The organism is Flavobacterium ardleyense (assembly GCF_033547075.1).
GTDB classification, from domain to species: Bacteria; Bacteroidota; Bacteroidia; order Flavobacteriales; family Flavobacteriaceae; genus Flavobacterium; species Flavobacterium ardleyense_A.
The window spans coordinates 1913905-1934183 of record NZ_CP137891.1 but is presented as its reverse complement, the minus strand read 5'-3'; the positions used below and the strand labels follow the sequence as shown (position 1 = coordinate 1934183).

The 20279-nt window shown below is 37.2% G+C and carries 12 protein-coding genes; 9 read left to right on the top strand and 3 right to left on the bottom strand.

Translation table 11 applies throughout. The annotated features are described in order from the left end of the window. The first annotated feature begins 436 nt into the window (after positions 1-436). Both SBO79_RS08375 and SBO79_RS08370 read left to right on the top strand, forming a co-directional pair. The gene (locus SBO79_RS08375; protein WP_318639969.1) at positions 437-3697 is read left to right on the top strand and encodes a T9SS type B sorting domain-containing protein; all 3261 of its coding nucleotides are present in this window, start codon (positions 437-439) and stop codon (positions 3695-3697) included. A 377-nt stretch (positions 3698-4074) separates the two neighbouring features. Continuing rightward, positions 4075-7335 (top strand): T9SS type B sorting domain-containing protein, encoded by a 3261-nt coding sequence (locus SBO79_RS08370; protein ID WP_318639968.1) that lies wholly within the window; start codon positions 4075-4077, stop codon positions 7333-7335. A gap of 203 nt (positions 7336-7538) precedes the next feature. Here the strand turns inward: SBO79_RS08370 and SBO79_RS08365 are convergent, their stop codons facing one another. Continuing rightward, positions 7539-8528 (bottom strand): GNAT family N-acetyltransferase, encoded by a 990-nt coding sequence (locus tag SBO79_RS08365; protein ID WP_318639967.1) that lies wholly within the window; start codon positions 8526-8528, stop codon positions 7539-7541. Positions 8529-8709: 181 nt separating this feature from the next. Then, on the bottom strand, positions 8710-9978 hold the full coding sequence (locus tag SBO79_RS08360) for a cysteate-C-fatty acyltransferase (RefSeq protein WP_318639966.1): 1269 nt from the start codon (positions 9976-9978) through the stop codon (positions 8710-8712). A 414-nt stretch (positions 9979-10392) separates the two neighbouring features. Here SBO79_RS08360 and SBO79_RS08355 point away from each other — a divergent pair, with 414 nt between their 5' ends. The 5 genes from SBO79_RS08355 (at position 10393) to SBO79_RS08335 (ending at position 15657) form a co-directional block, all read left to right on the top strand. After that, positions 10393-11187, top strand: coding sequence for an NYN domain-containing protein (locus SBO79_RS08355; protein WP_318643493.1), 795 nt, complete (start codon positions 10393-10395; stop codon positions 11185-11187). A gap of 245 nt (positions 11188-11432) precedes the next feature. Further along, positions 11433-12164 carry a cupin domain-containing protein gene (locus SBO79_RS08350; protein WP_318639965.1) on the top strand — a complete coding sequence of 244 codons (732 nt, stop codon included), beginning with the start codon at positions 11433-11435 and terminating at the stop codon, positions 12162-12164. Between the two features lie 34 nt (positions 12165-12198). Next, entirely contained in the window at positions 12199-12771 is a 573-nt protein-coding gene (locus tag SBO79_RS08345) for a non-canonical purine NTP diphosphatase (protein ID WP_318639964.1), read from the top strand. 100 nt (positions 12772-12871) lie between these two features. Further along, a complete protein-coding gene (locus SBO79_RS08340) occupies positions 12872-14803 on the top strand; it encodes a DEAD/DEAH box helicase (protein WP_318639963.1) in 1932 nt (643 codons plus the stop codon). A gap of 89 nt (positions 14804-14892) precedes the next feature. Then, positions 14893-15657 carry a carboxypeptidase-like regulatory domain-containing protein gene (locus SBO79_RS08335; protein ID WP_318639962.1) on the top strand — a complete coding sequence of 255 codons (765 nt, stop codon included), beginning with the start codon at positions 14893-14895 and terminating at the stop codon, positions 15655-15657. Here the strand turns inward: SBO79_RS08335 and SBO79_RS08330 are convergent, their stop codons facing one another. Then, positions 15658-16308 carry a TrmH family RNA methyltransferase gene (locus SBO79_RS08330; RefSeq protein ID WP_318639961.1) on the bottom strand — a complete coding sequence of 217 codons (651 nt, stop codon included), beginning with the start codon at positions 16306-16308 and terminating at the stop codon, positions 15658-15660. Positions 16309-16453: 145 nt separating this feature from the next. Between SBO79_RS08330 and purB the strand changes: the two genes are divergently transcribed. Beyond that, positions 16454-17800 (top strand): adenylosuccinate lyase, encoded by a 1347-nt coding sequence (purB, locus tag SBO79_RS08325; RefSeq protein ID WP_318639960.1) that lies wholly within the window; start codon positions 16454-16456, stop codon positions 17798-17800. Between the two features lie 64 nt (positions 17801-17864). After that, on the top strand, positions 17865-20102 hold the full coding sequence (locus SBO79_RS08320; protein WP_318639959.1) for a cation:proton antiporter domain-containing protein: 2238 nt from the start codon (positions 17865-17867) through the stop codon (positions 20100-20102). The last annotated feature ends 177 nt before the right edge of the window (positions 20103-20279 follow it).

Below are 20279 nucleotides of genomic sequence, written 5' to 3'. Positions count from 1 at the left end.
GTTGTTTTACGTAAAATATTGACCCTCAAGGAAACCCCTATCCACCAAAAGGTGTGCAAAATTAAACAATTTTTATTACATACTAAGCGTTTTAGTGAAATAATATTTTTAACATTTCTACGCGCACGAAAGGATGTAATTGAACGTTCTTTTGAGGTCGTTGGACGAGCAAAAGGAAAGAAATATATCCAAAAATAAGCAAATAGTTGGCATCAGACCGCTACTACAGTGCGTTTCAAGTATTTAAAGCAAAAATATTTGTAAATACAATAAAATTGTACCTTTGTACCCGACAGTACACAGGCATAATTGACAAAAAATCACTGACTTATTTGGAAGGTTATTCTGTCATAATTATAAGCTGTTTTTTTACATTGCGCAGTATTTGCCAACGTCTTCACTAGAATTTTAAAACATAAATAATCTGACTAAACAAATGTTTAAAAAGATCTTCTACATGCTCACATTATGCCTTTTCGCAGTACACTTTGCAGCGGCACAATTACCACCTTTTGTACTTACAGTCACATCTACAGATGAATCCTGTACTGGAAACGGTAGTCTCGACATGCAGGCAACCGGCACGAATCCAGCAGCTGTCGTAACCTTTAATACCTATCAGCTTCCAAATCTTGCAAATCCAATTGCTTCTCAAACCACTTCTACCCTCACCGGACTTGTACACGGTGATTATCGAGTTATCGCAACTCAAAAATTGGGGAATGAGATAAATTCGCAGACCGTTGATATTACAATATTAGATATAATAACTCCATTGGCATACACACTTTCCGGAATAGAAAGTCAATGTGTAACAGGAGGAACAATTACCGCAAATGTTGTGGCGGGAAATCCGGCAATGTTTGAAATTATCGCAGGTCCTGTACTTCGTCCACTGCAAACTTCAAATGTTTTTACTGGTTTACCTGCAGGGACTTATCAAATTAGAGTTTTTGATGATTGCGGTCAAGCATTAGTAAAAACGTATATCCTTTTTTCTGAATTTCAGGAAATTACTGTTAATCCTAGTACCACTTCTTTTGCCGCTCTAACACAATGTAATTCAATTACAATAAATAATTCCTTTTCTATTGACAGCGGCGGAGTAATTCCATACCCTCTTACATTTACTTATACAATTTATCCTCCAAGTGGCGGACCAGCAGTGGTCATTGTTAAAACTGTCACTAGCGGAACGAATGTTTCGGCGGTAATACCGTATTACAATGGAGTGCCTTACAACTATACTGTTTCTACCACTGGGGTATGCGGAACTGAAATAACGTTGTCGGGAGAAATAGATAAAAAACTTACGGTTTCTCAAAGTCCAGTACCAGCGCCCTGTGATGAGTTTTTTTTAAATGTGAATGTCAGTAATTTCATAGGTCCCTATACACTATCCTTCATAACCGCCCCTGCTGGTTTTATCCCGGGAAACTTTAGTGCACAGTTTCCAACTTATAATGCTCCAAACATAACCTTTGGTAGCATAGGAAATTCTATGCCGGGAGGAATCTATAAAATAAAAGTTGTTGACGCTTGTGGAAATACAGCAACACATGAAATAAATCTTCAAGTGCCTGAAGTTATTCCATCTGTGAAGATTGAATCGGAGCCTGGATGTGTGTCAAATTTCGCTACAGTGTCTATTCAAGTGCCAAGTCGAGGAATTGTAAGTGCCAGCATGACTACTGCGCCTAGTGGAGCAAACCTTGCACTTCCTGCCAATATGATGGCATTTTACAACAGTGCCACCAAGACTCTAGTTATGACTCATTTGATTAGTGGGGATTATGTTATTATTATTGTAGATGATTGCGGTAAGCAGTATACAATTCCTTTTAAAGTCCCGTACATTGATACTTCCAACATAATCACAACTACCCGACCAGACTGCGGTGGAGAGACAGGAAGTGTCGTAATAAAAGGTCAACTGGGAGTAGCAATCGCTTCGGCACAAATTACAGCTGCTCCAGCATCATTTGCATCACCACTTCCGTTTAATGTTACCTCAAATTTAAACCCTGAAGGCGTTTTGGTTATTAATAACTTAGTACCTGGCTCCTACTCGATTAGTGCGATAGATATATGCGGTAAAACTCATATTGCGACAATTAATGTGGAGGGAACTATAGTTACCGAAGACACTTTAGATATCACTAGGTTTTGCGGCGCTTTCAAATTTCAATACACCCATACATCCAATACAAATTTTAATCAAAAATTCTGGCTGCAGCGTTTAGATCCTGTAACTAATACTTGGGGACATCCACAAACTTTTGTAGAGTATCCAGAAGGCAGCGAACCTGACTTGATAAATTCAATTCCAATCATCAACGGAACAACTGTTTACAACGTCACCACTTTTGGAGATTTTAGAATTATTCAAGTGTTTGAAAGTATGTCAACTGCTGCAAATACCGACCCTGAGAAATGTTTTGTGGTTACAAATGTATTTAATGTCAACGAAGATTTTTCTATCAAAGAGATTGTGAAAATTTCCTGCGACGGAACATCCTCAGACATAAAAATTATAAGTGATGGTGTTGCACCTCTAATTTTTAGAATTATAGAAAAGAATGGCTTACCATTTTTAGTTGACAATGGCGACAATAATATTTTTACAGGATTAGAACCGGCTATTTACAAATTTCAAGTGCAGCAGTCGTGCGGAAATATCGTGACTCAAATTGTAGATATTTCAAATTTACCAGAGCCATTCTTTATCGAGCAACCCGAAGATATGATTGCGTGTGATGAAGCCGATATGGACAACCAAGTACTATTTGACTTATCTCTGCAAAACGCCGCTGTTGTTGGCGCTCAGGATCAGGTAGACTTTAGCATTAGCTATCATACTAGTATAGCAGATGCGCTGTCAGGAACAAATCCTCTTCCTTACCAATACCTCTCGGGAAGTAAAACTCTCTATGTGAGATTGCGTGCACTCATCGGGGAATGCATTAAGACTACCAGTTTTAAGATAAAAGTTAAACCCTATCCTAAATTGAATATGAAGTTAAATTACGCACTCTGCGAAGGTAGCCCGATTACCATCACCGCCGATGCAGGAATGACATCGTATTTATGGTCAACGGGAGAAACTACACAGTCTATTGTTGTAAGTGAAGTTGGAACCTACACTCTAGAAGTGCAGCGTGCATACGGCACAGAAATTACATGTTCGGCGCTTTACAACGTCGTGGTTACAAATACCACCGTTCCGCAAATTTCAGAAATTATATCTTCAGATTGGACCTACAATGACAACAGTTTTTCTGTTGTTTTACAAAGCGGAAATCCTGAGCATTATCTGTACTCACTAGACAATATCACCTTTCAAACTGAGAATACCTTTTATGGTTTAGCTGCTGGAACTTACCAAGTATTTGTAAAAAATATTTATGGTTGCGGTGATGCTAAGAAAATTGTTCACCTACTCAATTACCCACATTTCTTTACTCCCAATGGCGATCGAATAAATGATACTTGGCATGTCAATTTTGCCAAAGCAGAACCTAATATTAAGGTGTACATTTTTGACCGTTATGGCAAATTAATCAAAGAACTTTTAGCCAAAGATTACGGCTGGGACGGTACTCTCAACGGCAAGCGACTTCCTTCCACCGATTATTGGTTTATGGTGCAACGCGAAAATGGTCAAGAATTTAGAGGACATTTCTCCATGAAGAGATAAATCTTTAATTTGAATATTACATATATTTTTTTGGCTTTCGCCGAAAGAACATTCTTAGAAAAATAGATAGAAACTTGGTGTCTTAGCGCTGCTACAGCTGTAGCGGCGCTATTTCGACTCGGTTGAAGTTATAAAATTACCAAACTTCCAAGGCAAATAGAATTGCATTAAACCCAATAATTCAGGAAATAAGTTGTTTATTTCTCACCAATTACCAAAACTATAGTTAAATATCGTACTTTGGCCTTTGTTAAATTAATAAATAATATTTTATAGATTTTTTCTGGATTTAATTCGGAATAACAAGTAAATAATCCACAGATACAAGAGTTATTTAACAACGAATAATCCATAAATTAATAAATTTTTGAAAACGTATGTTCAAAAAATTCATCGCGTTTCTATTTTTATTTTTTTTCATTGTGCAAATTGCTTCTGCTCAACTATCAAGTTTTACTTTAACTGTTACAAAAACGGATGAAACTTGTACTGGAAATGGCACGCTGACTTTTGACACTTCGGGCGTTTCAACAGACGCAACTATTATTTACAAAACTTACAAACTTCCAAACAACACTACACCAATTGCCTCGCAATCTACAGGATTGTTGACAGGATTAGTTAGTGGAAATTATCTTGTAATAGCCACCCAAACACTCAACGGTAATTCGAATACAGAACAACAAGAAATTACAATTGACAAATTAATTACACCTCTCGTCTTTACAGTTTCTGCAACAGGAAGTCAATGTATTATTGGAGGAACGATAACAGTAGCAGTTAGTGAAGGAAATGCTGCCTTTTTCGAAATTCTTTCTGGTCCAATAACAAGACCACTTCAATCGAGTAATATTTTTACCAATGTACCTGCAGGCGCATATCAAATAAGAGTTTTTGATAATTGCGGCGAAGCGTTGGTGCAACCCTGTACAGTAATAAGCACAGGAGCAAGTTTGCAAATTCTTGCGGCCGTATATGATGATGTACCGCTTCCAAGCTGTAATTCTATTAGTATAAAAAACACTATCATCCTTTCGGGTACTGTCCCACTAGCTTATCCGCTTACATTTTTATATACTATCTATCCTCCAGATAACAGCACTCCAATTATTGTGACACAAACTATAAACAGTGGCAATTTCGTTACTGCAACTATACCTTTTTATATTGGCCAAGCTTATACCTATACGGTATCTACAACCGATCCTTGCGGCGAAATTGTAACTCAGACTGGTGTAATTGAGGATGGCTTGGCGGTGCTACAATCTCCAGAAATAGCACTTTGTGGCCAATTTTATTTAAAGGTCTTTACATCCAAATTCCTCGGACCCTACACTATGGAATTTTTGACCGCTCCACAAGGTTTTGATCCAGCGGCACTAAATGCCAATTATCCTACTTTTTCGGACGGAACAGTGAAATTTGGTTCTGCTACCGTTCCTGTTCCATCGGGAATTTATAGTGTAAAAATTACCGACGCCTGCGGTAATATTGCAACCCACGAAATAGAATTGATGGCTCCGCTAGTAAAACCTTCTATTAGTATAATTCCCGAGAACGGTTGTACTCCATTATTTGCCAATGTAAATGTTAGCATACCGCCACGATCAATCGTAAGTGCGCAGATGATTGATGCTCCGCCCAGCTTTCCGCTCCCGCTTCCCGCTGACTTGATGCCATTTTATGTTCTAAGCGCAAAAACATTAGTTCTAAATAACCTTGTCAGTGGGGATTATGTTGTACAATTTATTGATGACTGCGGAGAAGAACACACAGTACCGTTTACTTTCGCTTTACCAATCACATCTTCCCTAACTTCTGAAAGTAGGCCCGACTGTGATGATACTACAGCATCTTTCAAAATAACCGCCAATGGTGGAAATACTGTTGTATCGGTAAATATTACCGCGGCGCCTGAACTTTTTGAGCACGCACTACCCTATAATGCAGCTGCCGAAATTAATGCTGCAGGTGCCTTTATATATAATACACTGCCTCAAGGAGATTACACTTTGCTAGTTGTAGATTCTTGCGGAAAAGAACACACCGTAAAATTCAAAGTTCAACAACAAATAGTTTTGGAAGAAACGCTTGATATCACCAGGTTTTGTGGTGCTTTTAAATTAAGATACACCGAACTTTTAAACTCAGATGCGGTAAATATATTCTATTTGCAACGGCTCAATCCCATCACAAATACTTGGGGTCATCCCCTAACATCTGTAGTAAATGTAGAAGGTACTCCTCCCAACAGTCTAAATTCCATGGCTGTAATTAGTGGCGTTCTAACAAATTTCATTACCACTTTTGGAGATTTTAGATTATTAAAAGTTTATAACGCTATCGGACCTCCAGATGGTCCCCCTCTACTTCTATGTTTTAATGTTGTAAAGGAATTTACAGTAACGGAAAACTTCTCTATTCTAGATGTAATAAAAGTTTCTTGCGATGGAAGCACCTTTGCTATTCAGATAATTACTGATGGCATCCCTCCTTTTACATATAAAATAATCGAAAAAAATGGAGTGCCATTTATAGTAGACAATGGCGAAAGCAATATATTTTTGGGACTGGAGCCTGCTATTTACAAATTTCAAGTGCAGCAATCCTGCGGAAATATTGTAACGCAAATTGTAGATGTGGTCAATTTGCCAGAGCCATTCGATATCACAAAACCAGACGATATCGTGGTTTGCGACGATGCCGATAATGACAATCAATATTTATTTGATCTATCATTACAAAATGCTGCGGTACTCGGATCGCAAAATCCGAATGATTTGCAAATAACCTATCATTCTAGCTTAGCCAACGCACAAGCAGGAACAAACGCTCTACCTTTCCAATATTTATCCTCCACAAAAACAATTTACGTGCGTCTTAAAGGATTGGCTGGTGATTGTTATAAAACAACTAGCTTCGAAATCATAGTAAAACCATATCCTAAACTCACTATGAAAATGGAATATGCGTTATGTGACGGCAATCCCGTGACAATTTCGGCAGATGCAGGAATGAATAGTTATTTATGGTCAACAGGCGAAACCACTTCGACAATCTCAGTAACATCCGCAGGCATCTATACATTGGAAGTCACAAAAAAATATGGCACACTTATTACCTGTCCCGCCACCTACACTATTGTGATAAAAAGCTCGTCTGCATCTGAAATTGCTAGCATAAATACTTCCGATTGGACATTTTCTGAAAACACCATTACCGTGGTTTTACTGAGTGGAAATCCAGCAGATTATCACTATTCCTTAGACAATATCACATATCAAGTTAGTAATACCTTCAGTAATTTAAAAGAAGGCTCGTACGAAGTATTTGTCAAAAACATTTATGGTTGTGGCATTGTAAGGAAAACTGTTCACTTACTCAATTACCCACATTTCTTTACTCCCAACGGCGATGGAATAAATGATACTTGGCACATCAATTTTGCCAAAGCAGAACCTAATATTAAGGTGTACATTTTTGACCGTTATGGCAAATTAATCAAGGAACTTTTATCCAAAGATTACGGTTGGGATGGTACTCTCAACGGAAAGCGTCTACCGTCTACAGATTATTGGTTTATGGTGCAACGCGAAAATGGTCAAGAATTTAGAGGACATTTCTCCATGAAGAGATAGATCTTTATCCTATATATTGCGTAGATTTTTTTGGCTTTCGCCGAAAGAACATTCTTAGAAAAATGAAGTAGAATTTGAAAACTAAGCTTTTTTACAGCTCTAGCAAAGGCATTCCGTCTCAATTGAAGTCATAAAGGTACAAAGCATTGCAAGTCAATTGAAATTTTTGCCGACTCGAATGCTTTAAACTTCATTTTTTAAGTTTACGACGATTTCTTATTCTGATAGTCTCTTCTACTAATCTCGAACCAATTGTGCTGAATGCCATCGTGGTTAAAAGTTTCGACATAACGAAGTCCTACTTTTTGTAGAATCCGCTGTGAGGAGTGATTTTCAGAGTCGGTCATGGCAAAGATTTCATCTACATCAAGTTTTTCAAAAGCATATTTTACTGAGGCAATTGCGGTTTCGGTAGCAATTCCTTGGCCCCAATACCTTTTGATAAGACGGTAACCTAGATCGTAGCAGTTTTGATGATTGTTATAATTATCAGTTATAAATTTGAGGCCAGTCCAACCGACAAATTCTTTCGTATTCTTGTCAATAATTGCCCAGCGACCAATGCCATGATCAATATATTGTTGCCTGATATATCTTATTGACTCAATACTTTGCTCAACTGAACTTACAGAATTATTGCCCAAGAATTGATGTACCGCTGGGTCAGAATCTAGTTCAAACATTCCGTCGATATCCGAAGGAAGTATTTCTCTGAGGATAAATCGCTTTGTCTCCGCAAATACTTTTACTGGATTTTTAATTTTTACTCCGATAATAAGTTCTGAATCACACCGAATATCATCCAGAACTTCGAAACCATTTTTTCTATAAAAAGATAGCGGCGAATTGTAAAGCTCCCCATTTTGCTTGACATAGTCATGGTGATCAATTACCCAACCGTAGAATTCTCCCAAATCACGCTTAAGTCTGTTGAGCAAAAGTGTCCCCAATCCTTTACGTTGCTGTGAGCTTTTTACAATAAGTGAAAATCGTATTTCTTGATCTTTTTCAAAAACTGCGGCCCAAGCTAGAACTTGGTTACTTTCTTCAATCAAATAATGATTGTAATTTTCTACCTTATCTAACAAGTTTTCAAATCGGCCTTCTAAGTTTACGGGAAATTCAGAATTCCACAAATTATTTATTTGCTCCAATTGCGAAATTGTGAGGGTTTTGGTATTGTGAATTTCCATTAGAAAATTTTATTTAATTAGATTTGAGTGGAAGAGATTCCAGTGCGATTTTTAACTCTTCAATTAGCAGTGCGCTAGTTAAAATTTATAAAGAGAATTTTAATTTGCCTACAGCGTCCAAAAAAAAAAGCCGCTTTTAAGATTTAAAAGCGACTTTATTAATATTTAGAATATGAGTAGTCTATCTCTCTTCGCTAACGTCTACAGTTTTTTCGGCTGCAAGCTCGGCATACGTTCCAGCGAGTAACTTTCCTCTCACCGCAACAAAAGCGTCAAGTGTTTCTCTAATGTCTTCCATCGTATGAGAAGCAGTTGGAATCATTCTTAGCAAGATAATTCCTTTTGGAATTACTGGATAAATCACAATTGACAAAAAGATATTGTAATTTTCTCTAAGGTCATTTACCAGCATCATTGCCTCTGGAATACTACCGTTAAGATACACAGGAGTTACACAAGTATTAGTATCACCAATATCAAAACCATTTGCTTTAAGCCCGCTTTGCAACGCATTCACGTTTTCCCAAAGTTTTGCTTTAAGTTCTGGCATAGTTTTCAACATTTCAAGACGTCTAAGTGCACCTAGAACCAAAATCATTGGTAATGATTTTGCAAACATTTGCGATCTTAGGTTGTATTTTAGGTGATCGATGATCACTTTGTCTGCAGCTATAAATGCTCCGATACTTGCCATTGATTTGGCAAAAGTTCCGAAGTATACATCAATCTGATCTTGTACGCCTTGCTCCTCACCTGCTCCAGCTCCAGTTTTACCCAGAGTTCCGAAACCGTGAGCATCATCTACAAGCAATCTGAAATTGTATTTTTCTTTTAGAGCAACAATTTCTTTAAGCTTTCCTTGCTGTCCGCGCATCCCAAAAACACCTTCGGTAATAAGAAGGATTCCTCCCCCAGTTACCTCGGCCATTTTTGTAGCTCTCTCAAGATTTTTTTCGATACTTTCGATGTCGTTGTGTCTGTAAGTAAAACGCTTGCCCATATGCAAACGAACACCATCAATAATACAAGCGTGCGAATCGACGTCGTATACAATAACATCATTCTTGGTTACCAATGCATCAATAGTCGAAACCATTCCTTGATAGCCAAAATTTAATAAATATGCTGATTCTTTATTTACAAATGAAGCAAGATTTTGCTCCAACTCTTCGTGTTTGCTAGTGTGACCACTCATCATTCGCGCACCCATTGGGTAAGCCGCTCCATATAATTGAGCAGCCTCTGCATCTACCTTTCGAACTTCTGGATGATTTGCCAAACCTAGATAATCATTGATACTCCAATTGATTACCTCTTTTCCGTGAAACATCATTCTATTAGAAAGTTCTCCTTCTAATTTTGGGAAAACATAATAACCTTCCGCTTGAGAAGCCCACTTACCTAGCGGTCCTCTACTGTTTTGAATTCTTTCGAATAAATCTTTAGCCATAATGCAGTTAAATTCTTTATGTGAAATTTAGTCTCACATTTTCGAGTGCAAAAATAATATATTAAAATGTATAAAAATATCTAAAACCATAATATTTTAACAATGACCTCTTTTAAGTTCAAATAAGCTCCTTATTATCTCTATTTTAAATACTTGTGGTATACGAATTTCGGAGTTTTTTAGCCCCGATTGAAACGGAAATCCTTGGGGAGGAATTTGCCTTTTTGCAACAGCGGCAAGCAAGAGCGACCAGCGGAAGCTCCTTGAATGCCGATTGATGCGGCAAATTCCTCCCCAAGATTGTAGAGTAAAGCGGGAGAAAGCTTCAAAAAAATATTCTAAATGCCAAAATCTAAATCGTCTTGCAACAAAATCATTTGTATATTTGAAGAATTACAAATCGAATATTTCAGAATGAATAATAATACAGAATTAAAGCTTGCCGTATTAATCGATGCCGATAACGTGCCGTACAGCAATGTGAAAGGGATGATGGAGGAAATTGCGAAATTTGGTTCGCCAACTACAAAACGAATTTATGCTGATTGGACCAAGCCAAATGCGAACGGTTGGAAAAACGTTTTGCTAGAGCACGCCATTACGCCGGTGCAGCAATATAGTTACACAATTGGGAAAAATTCATCTGATTCGGCACTAATTATTGATGCGATGGATTTATTATATACCGGAAAATTAGATGGTTTCTGCATCGTTTCTAGCGATAGCGATTTTACGAGATTGGCCATAAGACTAAGAGAATCTGGGATGAAAGTGATTGGAATTGGTGAAAAGAAAACTCCAAATTCGCTAATTGCAGCTTGTGATCGGTTTATTTATATCGAAGTTCTTGATGGCGCTACCAAGAAGAAAACTAAGAAAGCACCGTCAAATTCTTTAGATCCAGACTCTAAGAAAAAGTCTGCGAAAACTGTCGAAAAAATTCCAGTCAAGGCGCTGAGTAAAATTGATGACGATATTATCGAATTGATCGGAACGACCATCGAAGACATTGCCGACGATGATGGTTGGGCGTTTCTGGGCGATGTTGGAAATATGATTGTGAGAATTAGACCAGAATTTGATGCTCGAAATTACGGGTTTGCCAAACTGACACCGATGTTGAAATCAATGAAAGATATTTTAGAAATTGACGAGAGAGAATCAGACAAAAAAGGAATTAAGCACGTTTTTGTTCGACTTACGGTGTAGTTAGCAGCAGTTTATAATTTGAATAATTTTGGCAAAAGCCTTAAAAATAAAAATTAGAAAAGCTCTTCATCGATATAGATTGAAGGGCTTTTTTTTATGAAAAATCTTTTGAGCACAACTTTAATTGATGACGATTCTGCTTAAATTTGAAATAAATTGACGTAAATTGAACTGCTTTTAGCCTTGAAATTCTTTTCATTTGAAATTAATTGTAAATCTGGTAATTTCCAAAAAAAATATTTTTTATGAGTTCGATTCTACCATTTTCCGAAGTTCTTCAAAACCTTCGATCACAAGGATATACGGTCAGTTTCAGCTTTGGTGACAATGGCTTGCTGCACAGTGCGGGAACTTCGATAATCACACCTGACGAATTTACAATTGACGGACAGTATACTGCTGCGAGTCTATTTGATCCGTTGGAGGAAATTACGATCTATGCCATTTCGTCTGATCAAAATCATATTAGAGGTATTTTAATCTCGTCTGACCTTAGTAACAACTCTGCATTTTCGCAAGAGATGACGGCAATCTTCAATTTAAACTCCCTCTCCAAAGCAAGCGAAAAAAATTTAATTAGTCCGTCACAATCTACTGTTAAGGCTACTAGACAAAGACCCGAAGGTGAAAGAGTACTCAATCAGGAAATGTTGACCTTTGATATAGACGCACTTATCAGTCAAATAAAATCGGAAGAAGCTTGGACAAAAAGCGATCGTAATAGTCTAACGATTTTTAAAAACGACTTTTTATGTATGGTTATTATCGGACTTCAGCCCGACGCCGCAATGAAAAAGCACAGTGCCACAGCCGCGCTTACCGTTCAGGTTTTGCAAGGGTCGCTTATTTTTGAAACTGAAAATCAAAAAAGCGAACTCACAGTGGGTAAGATGATTGTCCTTCCAGCAGGAATTCCCCATCAAGTTTACGCGCTAAAAGAAAGTTTTTTTCTACTTACCTTAGCACTTCAAAAATAATCACGCTTACGCGAAATTGCTTTACCTTATATATATGATCTTAGTTTTTGCCTCTTCCAATAAAAATAAAATTCAAGAAATTGCACAGTTGATGCCGCAAAGCATCACGATTAAGGGACTAAAAGAAATAGGTTGTACGACCGAGATTCCCGAAACGTCAGATACAATTGAAGGGAATGCTATTCTTAAAGCAAATTTTGTAAAGAACAATTATCAGCTTGATTGTTTTGCGGATGATACCGGTCTTGAGGTTGCGGCATTGAATGGCGCGCCCGGCGTTTATTCAGCCCGATATGCCGGAGAACATTGCAATAGCGAGGATAACATTGACAAACTGTTAAGAGAATTAGAAGGTATTGAAGATCGCTCAGCACAATTTAAAACAATCGTTGCATTAAATCTCGGAGAAGAAACCTATTTATTTGAAGGGATTGTAAGAGGACGCATATCTACCAATCGAATTGGGAGTCAAGGTTTTGGTTATGATTCCGTTTTTATTCCAGAAGGTTCTGAGCGCAGTTTTGCGCAATTTTCGATGGAGGAAAAGGCGGCAGTAAGTCATCGCGGAATTGCAATCAAGGAGTTGATCGAGTTCTTAAAAAATTAACTTATTGACTGTCAATAGATAATAAAAAATTAATAAGACAAAATGCGTTAGTATTTAAAAGTTTTATGGTGTACCTTTGCACCCTATTTTAAATACATATATGAATAAATTTGAACAATTAGGATTAAGTGAATCGTTACTGAAGGCGATTTTAGATCTAGGATTTGAAAGTCCGACTGAAGTACAGGAGAAAGCGATTCCCCTATTATTGGAAAAAGATACTGATATGGTTGCGTTGGCTCAGACAGGGACAGGGAAAACGGCAGCTTTTGGTTTTCCGCTAATACAAAAGATCGACGCGAGCAACAGAAATACACAAGCGTTAATTTTATCTCCAACACGCGAACTATGTTTGCAAATTACCAACGGAATTAAAGACTACTCAAAATACGAAAAAGGTATTAATGTAGTAGCGGTTTATGGTGGTGCAAGCATCTCAGAACAAGCAAGAGACATCAAAAGAGGAGCTCAAATTATTGTAGCAACTCCAGGAAGAATGCAAGATATGATCAACCGTGGGTTGGTTGATATCTCAAAAATCAACTATTGCATTCTTGATGAGGCAGACGAAATGTTGAACATGGGATTCTACGAAGATATCGTAAACATTCTTTCAACTTCTCCTGACTCAAAAAGTACTTGGTTGTTTTCTGCTACGATGCCACAAGAGGTTGCTCGTATTGCAAAACAATTTATGCACGATCCTATCGAAATTACTGTAGGAACTAAAAATTCAGGATCTTCAACAGTATCTCACGAATTTTACTTAGTAAATGCAAGAGATCGTTACGAAGCTCTAAAAAGATTGGCAGATAGTAACCCTAACATTTTTGCGGTTATTTTCTGTAGAACAAAAAGAGATACTCAAGCAGTAGCAGAAAAACTAGTAGAAGATGGTTACAGCGCAGCAGCTTTGCACGGAGATTTATCTCAAGCACAGCGTGATGGTGTAATGAAATCTTTTAGAGGAAAACAAATCCAAATGCTTGTTGCTACTGACGTTGCAGCTCGTGGAATTGACGTTGATAATATTACTCACGTAGTAAATTACCAACTTCCTGACGAAATTGAAACTTACAATCACCGCTCTGGCCGTACAGGTCGTGCAGGAAAATTAGGTACATCAATTGTAATTGTAACAAAAAGTGAATTGCGTAAAATTTCTTCTATTGAAAGAATTATACAGCAAAAATTTACAGAAAAACAAGTTCCATCTGGAGAAGAAATCTGTGAAACTCAAATGTTGCACCTTGCAAACAAGATAAAAGATGTAGAAGTAGATGCAGGAATCGAAGGATACTTACCAGCGATCAATGCAGTTTTGGCTGATCTTACAAAAGAAGAGCTAATTCAGAAAATGGTTTCTGTTGAATTTAACCGTTTCATTACTTACTACAAGAAAAACAGAGATTTATCGTCTCAATCAGCAGGAGAACGTAGACCAGATAGTGGATCTTCATCTTCTAGCAACAACGGAGCGACTCGTTATTTCCTTAACATTGGAAGTAGAGACAACTTTGATTGGATGACGCTAAAAGATTTCCTTAAAGAAACTTTGGATCTAGGACGCGATGATGTTTATAAAGTTGACGTTAAAGAGGGATTCTCTTTCTTTAATACTGACAATGAGCACAGCGATAAAGTGATGGAAATCCTTAATAACGTTGAACTAGAAGGCAGAAGAATCAACGTAGAGATCTCTAAGAACGAAGGTGGTGGTGGAAGCGGAAGACGTGATCACAACGGACGTAGTTCTGGTGGTGGCGGTGGAAGTTTTGGCCCGAGAAGAGATAGCGGAAGCAGAAGCGGTGGCGGTGGAGGATTTAGATCTGATAGAGGATCGTCTTCACCATCAAGAGATGGTGGTTTCAGTAGAGCACCACGTCGTGAAAGCGGATTTTCGTCAGATCGTGATCGTGCCCCTCGCAGATCAGAATCTTTTGGAAGAGCTTCAGAAGGTTCATCAGATAGAGCTCCAAGGAGATCAGATGACGGATCATCAGATCGCGCAAGAAGACCTAGAAAAAGCTAATACAGTAATGTGTTAATTTTTCAACAATTATAAGCAGACTACAAGATATCTAAGAGTGTTTAAGTACATTTAGCCTTTTAAAAATAGGTATGAGATATTTTGTAGTCTTCTTTTTTTTTATAGCAAGTTTCTTACATTTAGCTGCACAAGAAATTTCTCCTCAAACAATATCAGGAAACATTATTAGTTTTGATACAAAGATGGCAGTTGCTGGCGCTAATATTATAAATCTAAATAAAGTTGTTGGTACCCAAACTAGCAACCTTGGTTACTTTGAGCTGAGAGCTTCTCTCAATGATACGCTGCACATTTCTCTATTAGGATTTAATTCTCTGACCGTCCGAGTTACTAATGACTGGATTAAGAATAAAACTACTACCATTCAACTTACAGAGAAAGCTATTGCACTTGAAGAAGTTATAATTATTCCTTATAAACTCACAGGATACCTAGAAGTAGATTCAAAATTAATCCCGATCAACGAGAATTACAGATATAGTATTTCTGGCCTTCCGCAAGGATATGAAGCCGGACAATATTCGCCTGGAGCTTTTGGTAAGGTTTTGGGTTCCATCTTTAATCCTGCTGATGCTCTTTACAATTTCTTTGGAAATAAAAATAAAGAACTTCGGAAGTTAAAGTCAATGAAAAAAGATGATACTGTTCGAAATCTGCTTGCGTCCAAATTTGACCGAGAAACTGTTGCAGTTTTATTGGGAATTGATAAGAATGAAATTCCCGAAATTATGGCGCGTTGCAATTATAGTGAGTCTTTTATAAGAACGGCCAATGACCTTCAAATTCTTGACGCTATTAGCGACTGCTACGAGGAATATAGAATTCTGAAGAAGTAATTATTGATAATAGCGCTCTTCGATTCTTTTAATATCTTTTATCGAACTCTTGGCCCACTGCAGGCGTAAATTTAGAATTTCCTCATTGGATAATTTCCAATCAATATCAGACCTTTTCAGCCTTTCCATAATATTCTGAATAATGATTGCTGCCGAAACTGAGATATTTAGACTTTCAGTAAATCCAACCATCGGAATTTTTACAAAAGCATCTGCGGCATCAAGAACTTCTTGAGACAATCCATTTCTTTCGGTACCGAAAAATAGAGCAGATGGTTTTGATATATCAAAATCCTGCAGTAAGCAGTCGTCTTTATGTGGTGTGGTAGCAACTATTTGGTAATTCTTAGCTTTCAAACTTTTAATGCAGTCGCCAATAGAATCATAGCGGTTGATGTCTACCCATTTTTGAGCACCCATCGCAATTTCTTTATCAATTGTCTTTCCGTATTTTTCTTCCACAACATTTAGATTCTGAATTCCAAATACTTCACAACTGCGCATTACAGCGCTCGCATTGTGCATTTGAAATATATCTTCAACTGCAATTGTAAAATGATTTGTGCGCTCGGCAAGAACCGATGTGAATCTAGCTTTTCTTTCGTTAGTTAAAATATTTTCCAGAAAATTCAGATATTCGATATCCACCATACTATAAAAATTTGATCGCAAAAGTAGCCAATCAATCAGGGTCAGAGAAACTTTTTTATGATATTATTATGAAATTTGACCGGTTACAACTTTCATTTATGAATCGTAGAAGTTATATTTGCTTGCAATCCAAAACAAGCAGAAAATGATCACTTTGACAGACTTAAATGCTGTTTCTCCAATTGATGGAAGATACAGAAGCAGAACGGTTTCACTCTCACCTTATTTTTCAGAAGAGGCACTTATCAAGTACCGTGTGCGCATTGAAATTGAATATTTTATCGCTCTGTGCGAAATTCCATTGCCGCAACTTAAGAATGTTGATGAATCAAAATTTGAAAGCCTTCGTGATATCTACAGAAATTTTTCTTCCGAAGATGCTGCTGCCATAAAGGAGATTGAAAAAACCACTAACCACGATGTAAAAGCGGTTGAGTATTTTATAAAAGATGCTTTTGATGCTTTAGATTTACAAGATTATAAAGAGTTTATTCACTTTGGATTGACTTCTCAAGATATTAACAATACTGCCATTCCGCTTTCGGCAAAAGAAGCATTTGAAGATGTTTATTTAAAATCTTTAATGTCGCTTATCGCTAAATTAAATGAGCTTGCAGAAGAATGGAAAGATGTTCCAATGTTGGCAAGAACTCACGGGCAACCAGCATCTCCTACTCGTTTGGGTAAAGAGCTTGACGTTTTTGTGGTGAGACTTGAGGAGCAGATGAATCTTTTGTTCCAAATTCCGTTTGCTGCCAAATTTGGTGGAGCGACAGGAAATTACAATGCGCACAAAGTCGCTTATAAAAATATCGATTGGAAAAAATTCGGAAATCACTTTGTTGAAGACACTTTAGGACTTCACCATTCATTTCCAACCACTCAAATTGAGCACTACGACCATTTTGCTGCCTATTTTGATGCCTTAAAGCGTATCAATACAATTGTTATGGATCTCGACCGAGATGTCTGGACTTATGTGTCGATGGAGTATTTTAAACAAAAAATAAAAGCTGGAGAAATTGGATCTTCTGCGATGCCACATAAAGTAAATCCTATTGATTTTGAAAATTCAGAAGGAAACTTAGGAATTGCGAATGCGATCTTTGAGCACCTTTCGGCAAAATTACCTTTGTCTAGACTTCAAAGAGATTTAACCGATAGTACAGTTTTAAGAAATATCGGTGTGCCTATTGGACATACACTAATTGCATTTGAAGCAACTTTGAAGGGTTTAAACAAACTTCTAATCAACGAAGCTAAATTTGCTGAAGACTTAGAAAATAACTGGGCGGTGGTAGCCGAAGCAATTCAGACGATTTTGAGACGCGAAAGCTATCCAAATCCTTACGAAGCACTAAAAGATTTGACCCGCAAAAATACGACAGTCAATAAAGCGTCAATGCACGAGTTTATCAATAACTTAAGTGTATCTGATGACATCAAGGCAGAATTGTTAGAAATTACACCTTCAAATTACCTAGGAATATAATTTATTTCTAAATTTTGTGAAGTCGAATATTTTTAAATATTAAAAACAAGCACCAAATACACCAATGAGTTTAGTTCAAACTGTTGCAGAAACTACAAGTAATCTAGAGCCTCTTATCACTGATTTGGGGCTCATTTTGATGACCGCTGCTGTTTCTGTTATTTTATTTAAAAAAATTAAACAGCCGCTAGTACTCGGGTATTTGATTGCAGGATTTCTGGCAGGAAATCACTTTGATTTTTTTCCTTCCATTAGTGATATGCACAGCGTAGAAGTCTGGGCAGAAATTGGAGTTATCTTTCTGCTATTTAGTTTAGGACTAGAATTCAGTTTTAAAAAATTGATGAAAGTCGGCGGTACCGCTAGTATCACTGCCGTCACGCAAATTATAGCAATGGTTGCCATTGGGTATCTTGTAGGTACTGCGATGGGTTGGAATTCAATGGACAGCATATTTCTCGGTGTAATTTTATCCATTTCCAGTACCACGATTATTCTAAAAACCTTTGATGAGCTGGGAGTAAAAGGTCAGAAATTTGTTGGAATCGTAATTGGATCTCTTGTAGTACAAGACATTCTAGCGATTTTGATGATGGTTTTGCTATCCACCATTGCCGTAAGTCAGCAATTTTCTGGAGAAGAATTATTTCAGTCGGTACTAAAACTCATCTTCTTTTTGATTGCTTGGTTTGTGGGGGGAATATTTTTTATACCCACACTTCTCAAGAAAGCGAAGAATTTACTAACAGATGAAATGCTTCTGATCGTATCAATTGCACTTTGTTTGATGATGGTAATTTTTGCTGCGGGAGTTGGATTTTCTCCAGCTTTGGGAGCGTTTATTATGGGCTCTATTATCGCAGAAACGACCCAAGCAGAACATATTGAGCATCTTGTAAAGCCAGTAAAAGACCTTTTTGGTGCAATTTTCTTTGTATCTGTGGGAATGTTAATTGATCCAGCCACTTTATATGAGTACGCTTTACCTGTGGCGATTTTGACATTTGTAACCATTTTTGGGCAATCAGTAAGTTCTACGTTAGGAGCGCTTATTTCGGGGCAGCCCCTAAAAGAGTCGGTGCAAACTGGAATGAGTTTGGCACAAATTGGAGAGTTCTCCTTTATCATTGCTACTTTAGGAACTACATTGGCTGTAACTAGTAATTTTTTGTATCCAATTGTCGTGGCAGTATCGGCGGTGACAACATTTACCACGCCTTTTATGGTGAAACTTTCTACCCCTTTTTCGAAATTTCTACACCGAAAATTACCAAAAAAATGGATTAAACGTATTGATAGATACAGTGCCAACACGCAGGCAATAAAGTCGGTGAGTAAGTGGCGCATAATTTTGAGAGCTTATATCGTTCAAGTAGTAATAAATTCGGTAATTATAGTTGCTCTTATTTTACTTTCGTCAAAATTTATTCTACCATTAACTATAGGATCTAATTTTGGAAATGCAATAGGTGCTGTTATTACCCTAATAGTCATTTCGCCCTTTTTATGGGCACTTTCTCTACGAAGAATTGCGGTGAAAGAGGTTACTGAATTAATGCTTATCAGAAAATATCGCGGACCGATTTGGGTATTGATCCTTATGAGGATAGCAATTGCAATATTCTATTTGGGACTTCTACTTAATGCTTTCTTCTCGCCTACTGTCGCATTAATTGCATTAATTATTGCTTTGGCAGCCTACTTAATTCTTCCGAAGAAACTGAAAAATATGTATCCTGTTATAGAAAGTCACTTCCTTAGAAACTTTAATGCTAGAGAGATTAAAAAAGACCGAAGATTAAGTGATTTGACACCTTGGGATGGACACATGACATTCTTTACAATCGCCATAGAATCGAATATAGTTGGTAAAAGTCTATTCGAATTAAGGTTAAGAGAGGAATTTGGAATAAATATAGCCTTTATAAAACGGGGAGAAATTACCATCAATATTCCAAATAGAACTGAACGTATCTTTCCAGGAGATGAGCTGTGTGTGATTGGAACAGACGATCAGATTAAAGAATTCTCAAGCTACTTGAAGCGTAAAGAAATCATGCCTGCAGAAAGTAAAAAGGAAAGTCAGATTGTACTTCAGCAACTAGAACTGACCAACGAGGAGTTTATTGGCAAAAGTATCAGTCAATCTCAATTAAGAGAGAAGACAGAAGGTCTTGTGGTAGGAATTGAACGTCATGGCAATAGAATCTTGAATCCAGAATCTAATATGGTTTTGGAAAAAGATGACATTTTGTGGGTTGTTGGGAATAAGAAGCTATTGGCGAGTTTGATTTCCACTTAGAATACCACTACAGATTTATCCTATAATTGGGCGTACTTTTAAACATTAACATATAATGAGAATCTCGATTATAAAAATACTGGGATCATTGCTTATTGTATTTATCTTTAACTCGTGTAACCAAAGCCAAGTTGAAGGCATAATTATCGGGCATGCACTTTCCGAAAATCAAAGTCT